This window comes from Kitasatospora sp. NPDC054768 (assembly GCF_053612025.1).
Map to the genome: position 1 here is coordinate 17,171 of NZ_JBSHBN010000112.1, position 13,993 is coordinate 31,163.

Here is a 13,993-nt window from a genome sequence, read left to right on the forward strand (position 1 = left end):
TGGGGCTCGGCCCGGGGGGCTCGGCGGTGGCGGCCGGGGCCCTCCGGCGGCGCGGGGGCCCCAGGCATGCCCCGGGGACGGGGGGGGGCCGGGCGTATACCCCACCCCCCGGGCCCCCCACCGCCCTGCCGTCAGCCGCCCAGGATGCGCAGCCCGGGCAACAGGTCCGGGAGCAGCGGGGGCACCTCGACGCCCTGCGGCTGGGCCGCGTTCGGGGCGCCGGGCGTGGCCTGCTGCGGTGCCTGCTGCGGGGCCGCGTCGGCGCTCGGCGAGGGCTTGGTGCCGGTGAGGCCGCTGGTGAGGCCGCCGACCAGGCCGTTGACGGCGTCGGGGGCGCTGCTGGGCAGGGTGTCCGGCAGGACACCGCCCTTGCCCCCGGTCCCGGAGGCGCCGGAGCCGGGGTTGGCCGGGGCGTGCTCGGGGGCGCCGGGGCGGTTGCCGACGGAGCCCGGGGCCCGGTCGGTGCCGGCCGTGGTGCCGGATCCGGCCGCGGGGGAGCCGGCCGGGGAGCCGTCGGTGGAGTGGGAGGAGCCGTCGCCCGCTCCGGAGCCGGCCGCGCCACCGCTCTGAGCGGGGGGCAGGACCAGGCGCAGGGGCGCGACGTCCTCGCTTATGTCGTCGAAGAGGCGGTTCACCAGGTCGGCCTGCTGGGTGAGCTGGACGGGCAGTCGGCCCTGCAGCTCGCTCCACCGGCCGTCCTCGTCGTGGGCGAAGCCGGCCAGCGCCCGCATCGGGTCGAGCGAGCCGTTGCTGCGGTAGACCGAGCGCAGCAGCTCGCGGCCCCTGAGGGCGTCGGTGTGCATGTCGTCCAGGGCGCGGCGGACCTGTTCGACGGTGGCCGGGCTGAGGCCGCCGGCCGGGCCGGTGCGGCCGACCAGGGTCTTGGCCTCGCCGAGTCGGGTGGCCGCGTTGTCGAGCAGCAGTTCGCCGCGCTCGGAGTCGGAACCGGCGAAGTCGAGCCGGAGTCCCTCCAGCCCGCGCTTGAGGCCGTACAGCGTGTCCCCGGGGAGGGCGTTGGCGCTGGCCGCGGCGGCGCCGGTCAGGCTGCCGACGGCGAGCCCGGCGACCAGCCCGCCGATCGCGAACCGGCGGCTCCAGCGGCCGCGCGGCGCCGTCCGGATCGCCCGGTGGCGGCGCTGCCGGGGCACCGGGGTGCCCGTCCCGCCGGCGAAGGCCTGCTCGAACGCGGCCATCAGCTGGGCGCGTTGGACCGTGCGGACCTCCCGGTCCAGCACCGGCCCGGGCAGCGCCCCCAGCGCGTCGGTCAGACCGACCAGTTCGGCCATCGCGACCGGACCGGCGCCGGTGGCGGCGGCGTTGTCCGATTCGGCGTTGGCCGCAGCGCGTTGCTCTGCCTGGTGGGCCTCCAGCGCCTCGGCGAAGGCCTTCGCCCGCCGGTGCTCCAGCACGTTTGCCGTCACGGGCCACACCTCCCTTCGTCGTTGTCGACACCCTGGCCTGCCGGACGGTTGCCCTGGCTGGCCAAAGCCACTCCATCGGGTGATAGGCCGCAATTCGACTTGACCGTACGCCTGGTGGGGGCTTGCACGTTGGCCAACGAGTGGTGCGGGCGGTCGGTTACGCACGGCTGATCATCGGACCGACCGTTCACCCTGACGTGTCGGCCGGGCGCGAACGGTGACGGACGGCCGTGCCGTATGGCACCGGGGCCGTCCTCGGCACGGCTCATCGCGCGTCGGGCGGGAGCAGCCGGGCCAGGGTGCGGACGGCGCGGTACTGGAGGGTCTTGATGGCGCCCTCGTTCTTGCCCATGATCCGGGCCGTCTCGGCCACCGAGAGCCCCTGCAGGAAGCGCAGGGTGACGCACTCCTGCTGCTGCGGGTTGAGCCGGCGCACGGCGTCCAGCAGGGCGGCGTTGGAGAGTGACTCCAGCACCGACTCCTCCGGGCTGCGCTCGCACTCGTTGGAGTCCAGCATCTCGCCGGTGGTGACCTCCAGCCGGAAGCGGCTGGACTTGAAGTGGTCGGCGACCAGGTTGCGGGCGATGGTGACCAGCCAGGCGCCGAAGTCCCGGCCCTGCCAGGTGAAGGTGCCGATCCGGCGCAGGGCGCGCAGGAAGGTCTCGCTGGTGAGGTCCTCGGCCGTGGCCCGGCTGCCGACCCGGTAGTAGATGTAGCGGTAGACGGTGTCCGCGTAGTGGTCGTAGAGCCGCCCGAAGGCCTCGCTCTCGCCGGCCTGGGCCCGCTCGACCAGCTCCATGATCGGGTTGTGCTCGGTCTCGTAGCCGGGGTTGGGTGCCGTCCGGGCGCGGCCCCGGCCGGCGCCGGCGCTGCCGGTGCGGCCGCGCGAGCCGGTGCCGGCCGAGCCGGCGGCGGTGGTGCGCAGCGCCGGGCCGGGCGGCTGGGGCTGGGGCTGGACGAACGATCCTCCAGCCGGCGCGAGTTGGGGCAGGACGGCGAACTGGCTGCGGAGCAGGGTGCGCAACAGGGTCAGGCCGGTGGAGATCTGCCGCTCGGCGGTCGGCCGACCGCGCAGGCCGGTGCGGGGGCGCAGGGACGCGGACGACGGGCGGGAGGGTGCAGGCGCGTCGTTCCGGACGGGTGGGTACACGGGACTCCCAGAGGCAGAACTGTGGACGGATCACCTCCGCCTGCGCGGAGAGCACTCCCCGAAGCGTCCGTTCGAGCGGGACGCGTGGTGACGTGCATCCAGGAGAGAATAACGCTTTGTGCAATGACAGCTACACCGTGTGGTCGAAGTGGTCGTTTGGGATCCATTTGTTGTGCATATTCGGCTGACACTGACCGGAGCTGTCATCGTTCATCCGGCTCAACGTGATCGAACAGGCGCTCAGGGTGACCAATTCGGCGGCCTGAGGGGCGGTTTCCCAGCCTTGGGGCTCGGCAACCCCTGACTTTCCCGGCCTGGCGAACGATCAGAACCGGTCACCGGGCGACAGGTTCGTGCAGGTGACTCGGACCACCCTGCGGTGCAGGGGAGTTCGCCCGTAAGAGGGGCCAGGTCAGAGGCCCTGTTGACGCCCGCTCACCCGCCGGGGCGAGCCCGTCCGGACGGCGTCCCGACGGCGTCCCGACGGCGTCCCGATGGCGTTCCGACGACCCGCCGGCGACCTCCCGACCGTCTTCGGGCGGCCCTCGGGCGCGCCCCCGGCGGCCTTCGGGAGCCCGCGCGGCCCCCGGCGCGGGAGGTTCAGGAGCGGCGCCTGCGCCGGTTCAGCGCCACCCCGGCCGCCGTCGCGCCGGCCAGCACCCCGAGCGCGGCCGCGGCCGGCAGCCCCACCCGGGCCGCCTTGCGCCCGGTCCGGAAGTCCCGCACCCGCCAGCCCTGGGTCCGGGCGTGGCGCCGCAGCGCGCCGTCCGGGTTCACCACGTACGGGTGGCCGACCAGCGAGAGCATCGGGATGTCGTTGGCCGAGTCGCTGTAGGCGGCGCAGCGGTCGAGGTCGAGGCGTTCGCGCCGGGCCAGCGCGCGGACGGCGGCGGCCTTGGCCGGGCCATGCAGCAGGTCGCCGACCAGCCGGCCGGTGTACAGGCCGTCCCGGGCCTCGGCGACGGTGCCCAGCGCGCCGGTCATGCCGAGCCGCCGGGCGATGATCCTGGCCACCTCCAGCGGGGCGGCGGTGACCAGCCAGACCCGCTGGCCGGCGTCCAGGTGCATCTGGACCAGCGCGCGGGTGCCGGGCCAGATCTTGTCCGCCACGACCTCCTCGAAGATCTCCTCGCAGATCGCCTCCAGGTCGGCGGTGGGCTTGCCGGCCACGATGCCGAGGGCGGACTGCTTGGCGTCGGAGATGTGGTCCGGGTCCTCGGTGCCGTGCAGCCGGAACCAGGCCTGCTGCCAGGCGAAGCGGGCGATGTCGCGGCGGGTGAGGAAGCCGCGGCGGTAGAGGCCGACGCCGAGGTAGAAGATCGCGGCGCCGCGCAGGATGGTGTTGTCGCAGTCGAAGAAGGCGGCGGCGCGGGGGTCGTCCGGGTCCGGGGTGTGGTTCTCGGTCGAGGCCTTGGGGACCTTGGGGGCCTTGCCGGGCTTCGCCGCGGCCGGCGCGTCCGGCTCGGTGCTGCCGTCCGTTCCGGTGGTGCCGTCCGGCTCGGTGCCGGCGTCCCGCCCCGCGGTGCCGTCCGGCCCGGGCTCGGCCCGCAGCGCGGCCTCGGCCGCCTCGGCCGCGGCTTCGCCGGCCAGGGCGCTCCGCTCGCTGCTGGAACGCCTTGCCTGGGTGAGCCTTCTGAGCACGGCCATGTCATCGAGGATAGCCAGCCGGGCGCGCGGCGACCGTGACGGAGCCGTGCCCGCGAGGTGAACAGCTCCACCGGGTGCCGGGCGCCCCCGGGCGGGCGGGTGCCATGGCGGAGAATGGGGTGGTGAGCCCACTGCTGCGACGTAAGAGCCCCGAGCCCGCGGACCGGACCGTGACCCTGGTCGGCAAGCCGGGCTGCCACCTGTGCGACGAGGCCCGCGAGGTGATCCTCCGGGTGACGGGCGAGCTGGGGGCGTCCTTCGAGGAGCGGGACATCACCCAGGACGAGGAGCTGTACCGCCGCTACTGGGAGCAGATTCCGGTCACCCTGATCGACGGTCGCCAGCACGACTTCTGGCGGGTCGACGAGCGCCGTCTGCGCACTGCCCTCGGCGGCTGAGCGGGGCCTGACCCGGCGTTCGTCCGTGTACCGACCCCCCGCCGATCGGCGGGGGAGGTTCGCCGAATCGTTGCCAAAGACACTCCGTTCCGGCGTGGGGCGGGGCGGGTTGGTCGGCTTACGATCGAACGCGTTTGCGCCCGTGGGGGGCTGAGCACACGAGGAGTGCGCCATGCTTCCCGGTCCTGCCCTCGGGGTGTCCGGAGCCCCGGAGCCCCGGACGGTCCCCCGGGGCTTCGCCGTGGTGGACGTGGAGGCGACCGGCCGCAGCCCGTGGCGGCACCGGGTGGTCGAGGTGGCCGTGGTGCTGCTCGACGAGCGGCTGCGTCCCGAGGGCGAGTTCGCCACCCTGCTGGATCCGCTGGGCCCGGTCGGTCCGACCCATGTGCACCGGATACGCCAGTGCGACGTGGAGGGCGCCCCGCGCTTCCGGGAGATCGCCCCGCGGCTGCTGGAGCTGCTGGCCGGCCGGGTGCTGGTGGGTCACCACGTCAGCTGCGACCACGCCTTCCTGGATCGCGAGTTCGCCCGGATCGGGGTGCCGCTGCCGCCCGTGCCGCTGCTGTGCACGATGCGGCTGGCCCGCGCCCACCTGCCGCAGGCCCGCGGCCAGGGCCTGGCGGCCTGTGCGGAGGCGGCGGACCTCGGCTGGTACCCGGCGCACACCGCGCTGGGCGACGCCCGGGTGACCGCCGAGCTGCTGCGGCACTGCCTGGGTGCCCCGTCCTGCCCGCCGGGCGACTGGACCGGCCCGCTGCGCGAGGCCGCCGAGGTGCCCTGGCCCCGGCTGGGGCGGGCCCGTTCCCGGCTGTCCGGCGCCGGCGTCCCGCTGCTGCGCAGGGAGGCCCCGTACGGCCCCTGGCTGCCCGGTTCGCGAGCCCCGGAGGTCGTGCTGACCCGGGCCGGTGCTATGCGGTCGATGGCGTGATGCGCATCACTGTGTAGGGACAAAACGGACACCATCTTTGTGCACACGTTCACAAACGCATAGCCTGGCTGCCAAAGCCCAGCTTCACCCACAGGAGCACCGTGGCAATCGGCCGATCACCACAGAGCAGTTCGCAGACGCCCGACCAGGGCGCCGCGCGCCGACCGTCGCGTGCCCGGGGCATCCCGGAGGCGACAGTCGCCCGCCTGCCCCTCTATCTGCGGGCCCTCACCGCGCTCTCCGAGCGCTCGGTGCCGACCGTCTCCTCCGAGGAGCTGGCCGCCGCGGCCGGCGTGAACTCGGCCAAGCTGCGCAAGGACTTCTCCTACCTCGGCTCCTACGGCACCCGCGGCGTCGGCTACGACGTCGAGTACCTCGTCTACCAGATCTCCCGCGAGCTCGGCCTGACCCAGGACTGGCCGGTCGTCATCGTCGGCATCGGGAACCTCGGCCACGCGCTCGCCAACTACGGCGGGTTCGCCTCCCGCGGCTTCCGGGTGGCCGCCCTGTTGGACGCGGACCCCAACGTGGTCGGTTCCACCGCGGCCGGACTGCCGGTGCGGCACATGGACGAGCTGGAGTCGATCGTCGAGAGCCAGCACGTCTCCATCGGCGTGATCACCACCCCGCCCGGCGCCGCCCAGCAGGTGTGCGACCGGCTGGTGGAGGCCGGCGTCACCAGCATCCTGAACTTCGCCCCGACCGTGCTGACCGTCCCGGACGGCGTGGACGTGCGCAAGGTGGACCTCTCCATCGAGCTCCAGATCCTCGCCTTCCACGAGCAGCGCAAGGCCGGCGAGGAGCCGGACGACCGTGCCGAGTCGGTGCTGGACCGCGCCCCCGGTCCGGTCCGGGCGGCCGCCGCCAAGCTGCGCCGCGCGGCCGGCGGCAGCGGCAAGCCCCGGAGCACCGTCGAGTCGGCGGCCAAGGACCAGGCCGAGCAGACCAAGGGGAAGTCCGCCAAGGGCGGCGACGGGGATCTCTCCGCGGTGATGCCCGCATGAACACCGAGAGCTGTGGGGGGCGGGCATGAGCCTTCTCGTCGTAGGGCTGAGCCATCGCACCGCCCCGGTCGGGGTACTGGAGCGCGCCGCGCTGACGGGTGACGTACCGACCCGGCTGCTGCACGACGCGGCCGCCACCGCGACGGTCGGCGAGGCCGCGCTGCTGAACACCTGCAACCGGATCGAGCTGTACGCGGACGTGGACAAGTTCCACGCCGGTGTCGCCGAGCTGTCGCTGCTGCTGGCCCACCACAGCGGGGTGGACCTGGAGGAGCTGACCTCCCACCTGTACGTCCACTACGAGGACCGCGCCGTCCACCACCTCTTCTCGGTGGCCTGCGGCCTGGACTCGATGGTCGTCGGCGAGGGCCAGATCCTCGGCCAGCTGCGCGACGCGCTGGCCAAGGCCCAGGAGGAGCACACCGCCGGGCGCGGCCTGAACGAGCTGTTCCAGCAGGCCCTGCGGGTCGGCAAGCGCGCGCACAGCGAGACCGGCATCGACAAGGCCGGCCAGTCGCTGGTCACCTTCGGCCTGGAGCAGGTCGCGGCGGGCGCGGGCGAGATCGCCGGCAAGCGCGCGCTGGTGGTCGGTGCCGGCTCGATGAGCTCGCTGGCCGCCGCCACCCTGGTCCGTTCCGGCGTGACCGACCTGCTGATCGCCAACCGGACCCCGGCCCGCGCCGAGCGGCTGGTCGAGATCCTCGGCCCGGACGTGGCCTCGGTCCTGGACCTGGCCAAGGTGCCGGAGGCGCTCGCCGAGGTGGACCTGGTGATCTCCTGCACCGGCGCGGCCGGTGTGGTGATCAAGGCCGAGGACGTGGCCGCCGCCGTCGCCTCCCGTACGTCTCCCGAGCCGCTCGCCCTGCTCGACCTGGCCATGCCGCGCGACGTCGACCACACCGTGCACGAGCTGCCCGGCGCCCTGCTGGTCGACCTGGAGAGCCTCTCCCACGCGCACGCCGCCAGCCCCGGCGCCGGCGACGTCGACCAGGTCACCCGGATCGTCTCCGACGAGGTGACCGCCTTCGGCGCCGCCCAGCGGGCCGCCAGGATCGCGCCGACCGTGGTCGCGCTGCGCTCGATGGCCTCCGACGTGGTCGCCGCCGAGCTCGGCCGGCTGGACTCCCGGCTGCCCGACCTGGACGAGCGCTCGCGCGCCGAGATCACCCAGACCGTCCGCCGCGTCGTCGACAAGCTGCTGCACGCCCCGACCGTCCGGGTGAAGCAGCTGGCCGCCGAGCCGGGCGGCGCCTCCTACGCGGAGGCGCTGCGCGAACTGTTCGACCTCGACCCGGCGGCCGTGCACGCCGTGTCGGGCACGCCCGTCGGCGGGGCGCCCCAGCCCTCGGCCGGGGGCACCAGATGAACCGTCAGCCATCCCACGAGTACCACCGGGACGATCACCTCATGAATGGTCAACCGATCACGGAGCAGCCCTCGGCCACCGCGGCCCTGCGGCTCGGCACCCGGCGCAGCGCCCTCGCCATGGCGCAGTCGGGCATGGTGGCCCGCGAGGTGACCAGGGTCACCGGGCGCGCCGTCGAGCTGGTCGAGATCACCACCTACGGCGACACCTCCCGGGAGTCGCTGGCGCAGATCGGCGGCACCGGGGTGTTCGTCTCCGCGCTGCGCGACGCGCTGCTGGAGGGCCGGATCGACTTCGCCGTGCACTCGCTCAAGGACCTGCCCACCGCCGCCCCCCGGGGGCTGGTGCTGGCCGCCGTCCCCGAGCGCGAGGACGTCCGGGACGCCCTGGTCGCGACCGAGGGCCTGGCCCTGGAGGAGCTGGTGGAGAAGCTGGCCGGCGCCGGCCGCCCGGCCCGGATCGGCACCGGCTCGCCCCGCCGGATGGCGCAGCTGAACGCCTGGGCCAACGCCCGCGGCGCGCAGCTGGAGACCGTCGCGATCCGCGGCAACGTGGACACCCGGATCGGCTTCGTGACCAGCGGCGAGCTGGACGCGGTGGTGCTGGCGACGGCCGGCCTGAACCGGCTCGGCCGCAGCGCCGAGATATCCCAGCACCTCGACACCGAGGTGATGGTCCCCGCCCCCGGCCAGGGCGCGCTCGCGATCGAGTGCACCACCGCCGACACCGGGCTGACCGCCGCGCTCGCGGCGCTGGACCACGCCCCCACCCGGGTCGCCGTGGCCGCCGAGCGCGCCCTGCTGGCCACCCTGGAGGCCGGCTGCTCGGCGCCGGTGGCCGCGCTGGCCACCTGGGGCCGGGAGAACGAACTGCGGCTGGACGGCGTGGTCGGCGACCCCGACGGAACCGCCCTGCTGAAGATGTCCGCCAACGGTCCGATCGTCCTCGACGAGACCGCCGAGCAGCAGGCGGTGGCCCTCGGCCGCGCGCTGGCTGACCGGCTGCTCGCCGCGGGCGCGGCCGCCCTGATGGGGGAGCGAGCCCGATGAGCCCCACCACCGCCACCGATGCCCTGTTCCCGGTGGGACAGCCCGCCACCGGACGGTGCACCTTCCTGGGCGCGGGCCCCGGGGACCCGGGCCTGCTGACCCTGCGCGCGGTCGAGGTGCTGTCCACCGCCGACGTGCTGGTCGCCGACCCGCTGACCGCCGCCGCCGTGCGCAGCCACTGTCCGGCCGGCGTGCAGGTGCACGCCCCCGCCGCCGAGGGCACCGACTTCGACCTGGCCAAGCTGGTCGCCGAGGCCGTCCGCTCCGGCAAGCACGTGGTCCGCACCGTCGACGGCGACCCCGGCCTGGACGGCTGCGCCGCCGAGGAGATGCTCAGCTGCGCGGGCGACGGGATCCCGTTCGAGGTGATCCCGGGCGTCGCCCAGTCGGTCGGCGTCCCGGCGTACGCGGGCGTCCCGCTGCGCGCCGGGTCCGGCACCGACGTGCGTTTCGTGGACGGCGCCGCGCTGCTGGCCGGCAGCCCGGTGGACCTGGGCGCGCCGGAGACCACGCTGGTGGTCCGCACCACCCTGGGCCAGCTGCCCGCCACCGCCACCGCCCTGGTCGCGTGCGGCCGCAAGCCGGAGTCGGCGCTGAGCGCCACGCTCTCCGGCACCACCACCCGCCAGCGGACCTTCACCTCCACCCTGTCCGGCATCGCGGCCGACCTGAAGGCCGCCCGGGTGCTGCCCTCGCCGGTCTCCGCCCCGGTCGACCCGGCCACCTCGGTGATAGCCGTGGTGGGCGAGCAGGTCGCCCACCGGGCCTCGCACTCGTGGTTCGAGACCAAGCCGCTGTTCGGCTGGAACGTCCTCGTGCCGCGCACCAAGGAGCAGGCCACCGGCCTGTCCGAGCAGCTGCGCTCGTACGGCGCGGTGCCGCAGGAGGTGCCGACCATCGCGGTCGAGCCGCCGCGCACCCCGCAGCAGATGGAGCGGGCCATCAAGGGCCTGGTCACCGGTCGCTACGAGTGGATCGCCTTCACCTCGGTGAACGCGGTGCGCGCCGTCCGGGAGAAGTTCGAGGAGTACGGCCTGGACGCCCGCGCGTTCGCCGGGATCAAGGTCGCGGCGGTCGGCGAGACCACCGCGCAGGCCCTGGTGGACTTCGGCGTGAAGCCGGACCTGGTGCCGTCCGGCGAGCAGTCCGCGGCCGGCCTGCTGGAGGACTGGCCGCCGTACGACCCGGTCTTCGACCCGATCGACCGGGTGCTGCTGCCGCGCGCCGACATCGCCACCGAGACCCTGGTGGCCGGCCTGGTCGAGCTCGGCTGGGAGGTCGACGACGTGACGGCGTACCGGACGGTGCGCGCCTCGCCGCCGCCGGCCGAGACCCGTGAGGCGATCAAGGGCGGCGGTTTCGACGCGGTGCTGTTCACCTCGTCCTCGACCGTCCGGAACCTGGTCGGCATCGCGGGCAAGCCGCACAACGTGACCGTCATCGCCTGCATCGGCCCGGCCACCGCCAAGACCGCCGAGGAGCACGGCCTGCGGGTCGACGTGATGGCCCCGGCGCCGTCGGCGGCGGCGCTGGCCCAGGCGCTGGCAGACTTCGGGGCCAAGCGCCGCGACACCGCGACGGCCGCCGGTGAGCCGGTCTACCGGCCCAGCGAGCGCCGTCCCGGCTCGCGCCGCAAGGCCCGCTGACACCCCTCATGGCCGGGGGCGGCCGACCGTCGCCCCCGGCACTGCACAACCGTTCGGAGAGAGAAGCCGTGTCCGCTGAATTCCCGTACGTACGCCCGCGCCGACTGCGCCGGAGCCCGGCGATGCGCCGCCTGGTGGCCGAGACCCGGCTGCACCCGGCGGAGCTGATCCTGCCGCTGTTCGTCCGCGAGGGCGTCAGCGAGCCCGTCCCGGTGAGTTCGATGCCGGGCGTGGTCCAGCACACCCGGGACACCCTGCGCAGGGCCGCGGTGGAGGCGGCCGAGGCGGGCCTGGGCGGCCTCATGCTGTTCGGCGTCCCGCAGGTGCAGGACGCGATCGGCAGCGAGGGCACCAACCCGGACGGCATCCTCCAGCAGGCGATCCGGGACGTGGTCTCCGAGGTCGGCGACTCCCTGGTGGTCATGTCGGACCTCTGCCTGGACGAGTACACGGACCACGGCCACTGCGGCGTGCTGGCCGCGGACGGCAGCGTCGACAACGACGCCACCCTGGAGCGCTACGCCGAGATGGCCCGGGTGCAGGCCGACGCCGGCGTCCACCTGGTCGGCCCGTCCGGCATGATGGACGGCCAGATCGCCGTGATCCGGCGGGCGCTGGACGAGGCCGGGCACCAGGACGTGGGCATCCTCGCCTACACCGCCAAGTACGCCTCGGCCTTCTACGGCCCGTTCCGCGAGGCCGTCGGCTCCTCGCTCAAGGGCGACCGCAAGACCTACCAGCAGGACCCGGCCAACGCCCGCGAGTCGCTGCGCGAGCTGGCGCAGGACCTCGCCGAGGGCGCGGACATGGTGATGGTCAAGCCCGCCATGGCCTACCTGGACATCCTGCGCCAGGTCGCCGACGCCTCCCCGGTGCCGGTCTCCGCGTACCAGGTGTCCGGCGAGTACGCGATGGTCGAGGCGGCCGCCGCGAACGGCTGGATCGACCGGGAGCGGATGATCATGGAGACGCTCACCTCGATCCGCCGCGCGGGCGCCGAGCAGATCCTCACCTACTGGGCCCTCGAAGCCGCCGCGATGCTCAAGTAGCGGACCCAGTACGGCGGAAGGCCGGGCCGCTCCCGTGGGGGAGCGACCCGGCCTTCCGGGTTTCTGTCAGGCCGTGGACTCAGATGCCCACGTCGCCGGCGTGCGCGAAGCCCGCGCCGCCGCCGATCACGTCGGTGGAGGTGGCGGCACCGCCGCCGAAGCCTCCGGCGACGACGTCACCGGCGTGGGCGACGCCGAAGCCCCCGCCGGCCACGAACGGCTGGTCGGCGGAGGCGACGAACTCGCCGCCGCCGGCCAGGCCGACGTGGGCGAAGGCCGGGGTGGCGGCACCCGCGAGCGCCAGTGCGGCGGCGGTCAGGGCGGCCTTGGCCAGCTTGCTCTTCATGGAACTGCCCTCTCTCTGGGAGCGCCCCGCGGGCGCTCTGACACGTGATCACAACCGGCGGTCCTGATCGGCGATCCACGCGCCGGACCGGCCCGCCGCTCACCCGTCCGGACCGCGCTGCGGCGCGGCCGGCCGGACACTTCGCCCGCACAGCCCGGAGGGCCCGGGGAGGTGTTCCTCCCCGGGCCCTCCGACCGTGCTGTGCCCCTTGATCAGCCGATCAGGTGCGAGACACCCGCGTCGCCCGTGGACTGGGTGTTCTGGCCGACGTTGCAGATCTGCTTCGGCTGGTTGTTCAGGACCGGAACCTCGACCGGGACCGCGATGCCGATGACGGCGACGGCGACGTTGTGGATCTCCGGCAGGCAGATGTTCGGGTTGTCCAGAACGTGGTTGTTCGGGCTGCCGTTGCCGGCGGTGCCGGTGTGGTTGGTGCCGCCGTTGCCCTGGACGGAGGTGGCGGCGCCGTCCGAGTCGACGATGGCGGAGGCCGAGCCGGCGGACATCGCGAAGGCGGCGGCGGCCAGGCCGGCGGCGGCGAGGGACTTCTTGATCATTTCTGGTTTTCCTCTCGGGGTGAATCGGGGAGCGATTCGTAGGTGGATCGTGAGGGTGGTGCAGGGAGAACGGAGCGGCGACCGATCAGCCGATCAGGTGGGACACGCCGCCGTCGCCCTGGCTCTGGGTGCCCTGGCCGACGGTGCAGTACTGCCTGCCGCCGTTGTTGGCGATCGGGACCTCGACCGGGACGGCCACGCCGAGCACGCCGACCGCGATGTTGTGGATCTCCGGCAGGCAGATGTTCGGGTTGTCCAGGAAGTGGAAGTTCGGGCTGTTGTTCCCGACCGTGCCCGTGAAGTTGGTACCGCCGTTGCCCTCGATGGAGGCGGCGGCGCCGTCCGCGTCACCGATGGCGGAGGCGGGCGCGGCGGCACCGGCCAGCGCGGCGACGGCCAGGCCGGCGGCGGCGAAGGACTTCTGGATCATGGCGAGATCCCTCTCTGAAATGCTCTTTGGATTCCGTGCGTACAACGCTGAGAACGCTCAGACCCGGTCTGCAGTCACTGACGTCCAGATCAAAGAACGACGGCACGGAAGGTTACGGGGATTTTTGAAAAGAGTCCCGGAGGCACGACGGCGGAGGGAATCCGATCGGATTATTACTCCGAACCGGTTAACGGCCGCAATCCGCACTCCCGGTCACTCGTTGAGCAGATCGCTTTCCGGTTGCGGCCCCGCAGCCCTTCCCAGTGATCCCCAGTACGGACAGCAGAACGGTGAAAAGCATGAAGTTCTCCCAGCGGGCCGGCGCGATGCTGCTGGCGGTCGGTGCCGGTGTGCTCGCCTCCCAAGGAGCGGCCGGCGCCGCCACCCCGATCGGCCCCGACCAGGTCGGCGCGCTGGAGGACGCGCTGGCCACCCAGCAGGTCCCGGCGGACATCCCGCTCGCCCCGCTGGGCAGCCGGCTCACGGCCGGCATCCCGACCTCGCTCCTGATGCCGCCGGCGCCCGACCGGACCACCAGCGGCGGTGGCGCGCTGCTCCCGGAGCAGATCCTTCCCCAGCTGACCACCGGCAGGGTCGGCCCGAGCGCCAAGGCCGACCTGCCGATCCCGCTGGTCGACCAGGGCGCCGACCTCGGCAAGGTGCTGCTGGACGCCCCGGCCGCGCCGCTGCACGCCAGGACCCCGGGGCTCACCCTCGGCAAGCCGCTCTCGCTCGCCCAGGACGGCGCCGGCCAGCTCGCCGACGGCCGGCTGAAGGTGGACGAGATCGACCCGCGCCTGGTCTCCGGCGCGGTGCAGGTGGTCCCCGGGGCCAAGGCCAGCCTCGGGGGCGAGGACAGCCGGCTCTCCCTCACCGACACGGCGGCCGCCCTGGCCGGGACCACCACCGGGACCGCCACCGGCGTGGTGCGGACGACCGGGCTGACGGGCCTGACCCAGCTCTGACCCGGTTCCGTCCCGGGCACCGCGCCCGGGACGGAAC

14 protein-coding genes are annotated in these 13,993 nt (G+C 74.1%); 8 read left to right on the plus strand and 6 right to left on the minus strand.

The features are described from left to right. Window positions 1–131: 131 nt before the first annotated feature. The 3 genes from ACWGKU_RS28020 to ACWGKU_RS28030 form a co-directional block, all read right to left on the minus strand. Entirely contained in the window at window positions 132–1,421 is a 1,290-nt protein-coding gene (locus tag ACWGKU_RS28020) for a DUF5667 domain-containing protein (protein WP_452179960.1), read from the minus strand. Between the two features lie 265 nt (window positions 1,422–1,686). Further along, on the minus strand, window positions 1,687–2,514 hold the full coding sequence (locus ACWGKU_RS28025) for an ECF subfamily RNA polymerase sigma factor, BldN family (RefSeq protein WP_401045651.1): 828 nt from the start codon (window positions 2,512–2,514) through the stop codon (window positions 1,687–1,689). 657 nt (window positions 2,515–3,171) lie between these two features. Beyond that, on the minus strand, window positions 3,172–4,218 hold the full coding sequence (locus ACWGKU_RS28030; protein ID WP_401045633.1) for an HAD family hydrolase: 1,047 nt from the start codon (window positions 4,216–4,218) through the stop codon (window positions 3,172–3,174). 104 nt (window positions 4,219–4,322) lie between these two features. Here ACWGKU_RS28030 and ACWGKU_RS28035 point away from each other — a divergent pair, with 104 nt between their 5' ends. The 7 genes from ACWGKU_RS28035 (at window position 4,323) to hemB (ending at window position 11,658) form a co-directional block, all read left to right on the plus strand. Further along, on the plus strand, window positions 4,323–4,616 hold the full coding sequence (locus ACWGKU_RS28035; protein WP_359902750.1) for a glutaredoxin family protein: 294 nt from the start codon (window positions 4,323–4,325) through the stop codon (window positions 4,614–4,616). A 172-nt stretch (window positions 4,617–4,788) separates the two neighbouring features. Beyond that, window positions 4,789–5,544 carry a 3'-5' exonuclease gene (locus tag ACWGKU_RS28040; RefSeq protein ID WP_401045637.1) on the plus strand — a complete coding sequence of 252 codons (756 nt, stop codon included), beginning with the start codon at window positions 4,789–4,791 and terminating at the stop codon, window positions 5,542–5,544. Between the two features lie 107 nt (window positions 5,545–5,651). Continuing rightward, a complete protein-coding gene (locus ACWGKU_RS28045) occupies window positions 5,652–6,548 on the plus strand; it encodes a redox-sensing transcriptional repressor Rex (protein WP_401045653.1) in 897 nt (298 codons plus the stop codon). Window positions 6,549–6,573: 25 nt separating this feature from the next. Beyond that, window positions 6,574–7,914: a glutamyl-tRNA reductase gene (locus ACWGKU_RS28050; RefSeq protein ID WP_401045640.1), complete on the plus strand. Its 1,341-nt coding sequence runs from the start codon at window positions 6,574–6,576 to the stop codon at window positions 7,912–7,914. A 41-nt stretch (window positions 7,915–7,955) separates the two neighbouring features. Further along, window positions 7,956–8,963 carry a hydroxymethylbilane synthase gene (gene hemC / locus ACWGKU_RS28055; protein WP_452179961.1) on the plus strand — a complete coding sequence of 336 codons (1,008 nt, stop codon included), beginning with the start codon at window positions 7,956–7,958 and terminating at the stop codon, window positions 8,961–8,963. Then, entirely contained in the window at window positions 8,960–10,609 is a 1,650-nt protein-coding gene (locus ACWGKU_RS28060) for a bifunctional uroporphyrinogen-III C-methyltransferase/uroporphyrinogen-III synthase (RefSeq protein ID WP_359902764.1), read from the plus strand. The genes hemC and ACWGKU_RS28060 overlap by 4 nt, the downstream gene beginning before the upstream one ends. A 68-nt stretch (window positions 10,610–10,677) precedes the next feature. Beyond that, complete coding sequence (gene hemB / locus ACWGKU_RS28065) at window positions 10,678–11,658, plus strand: porphobilinogen synthase (RefSeq protein ID WP_401045645.1); 981 nt, start codon at window positions 10,678–10,680, stop codon at window positions 11,656–11,658. Between the two features lie 79 nt (window positions 11,659–11,737). Here the strand turns inward: hemB and ACWGKU_RS28070 are convergent, their stop codons facing one another. The 3 genes from ACWGKU_RS28070 to ACWGKU_RS28080 all read right to left on the minus strand — a co-directional run bounded on the left by ACWGKU_RS28070 (window position 11,738) and on the right by ACWGKU_RS28080 (window position 12,991). Beyond that, on the minus strand, window positions 11,738–12,004 hold the full coding sequence (locus tag ACWGKU_RS28070; protein WP_452181069.1) for a hypothetical protein: 267 nt from the start codon (window positions 12,002–12,004) through the stop codon (window positions 11,738–11,740). Between the two features lie 212 nt (window positions 12,005–12,216). Continuing rightward, window positions 12,217–12,561 (minus strand): rodlet layer protein, encoded by a 345-nt coding sequence (locus tag ACWGKU_RS28075; RefSeq protein WP_380542147.1) that lies wholly within the window; start codon window positions 12,559–12,561, stop codon window positions 12,217–12,219. Between the two features lie 85 nt (window positions 12,562–12,646). Beyond that, window positions 12,647–12,991: a rodlet layer protein gene (locus tag ACWGKU_RS28080; protein WP_359902775.1), complete on the minus strand. Its 345-nt coding sequence runs from the start codon at window positions 12,989–12,991 to the stop codon at window positions 12,647–12,649. 299 nt (window positions 12,992–13,290) lie between these two features. Between ACWGKU_RS28080 and ACWGKU_RS28085 the strand changes: the two genes are divergently transcribed. Further along, on the plus strand, window positions 13,291–13,956 hold the full coding sequence (locus ACWGKU_RS28085; RefSeq protein ID WP_401045648.1) for a hypothetical protein: 666 nt from the start codon (window positions 13,291–13,293) through the stop codon (window positions 13,954–13,956). The last annotated feature ends 37 nt before the right edge of the window (window positions 13,957–13,993 follow it).

Coding starts and splice junctions, on each gene's coding strand:
- ACWGKU_RS28030 (WP_401045633.1), bottom strand. CDS start 4,218: ATGGCCGTGCTCAGAAGGCTCACCCAGGCAAGGCGTTCCAGCAGCGAG.
- ACWGKU_RS28035 (WP_359902750.1), top strand. CDS start 4,323: ATGGCGGAGAATGGGGTGGTGAGCCCACTGCTGCGACGTAAGAGCCCC.
- ACWGKU_RS28040 (WP_401045637.1), top strand. CDS start 4,789: ATGCTTCCCGGTCCTGCCCTCGGGGTGTCCGGAGCCCCGGAGCCCCGG.
- ACWGKU_RS28050 (WP_401045640.1), top strand. CDS start 6,574: ATGAGCCTTCTCGTCGTAGGGCTGAGCCATCGCACCGCCCCGGTCGGG.
- hemC (WP_452179961.1), top strand. CDS start 7,956: ATGAATGGTCAACCGATCACGGAGCAGCCCTCGGCCACCGCGGCCCTG.
- ACWGKU_RS28060 (WP_359902764.1), top strand. CDS start 8,960: ATGAGCCCCACCACCGCCACCGATGCCCTGTTCCCGGTGGGACAGCCC.
- ACWGKU_RS28070 (WP_452181069.1), bottom strand. CDS start 12,004: ATGAAGAGCAAGCTGGCCAAGGCCGCCCTGACCGCCGCCGCACTGGCG.
- ACWGKU_RS28075 (WP_380542147.1), bottom strand. CDS start 12,561: ATGATCAAGAAGTCCCTCGCCGCCGCCGGCCTGGCCGCCGCCGCCTTC.
- ACWGKU_RS28080 (WP_359902775.1), bottom strand. CDS start 12,991: ATGATCCAGAAGTCCTTCGCCGCCGCCGGCCTGGCCGTCGCCGCGCTG.
- ACWGKU_RS28085 (WP_401045648.1), top strand. CDS start 13,291: ATGAAGTTCTCCCAGCGGGCCGGCGCGATGCTGCTGGCGGTCGGTGCC.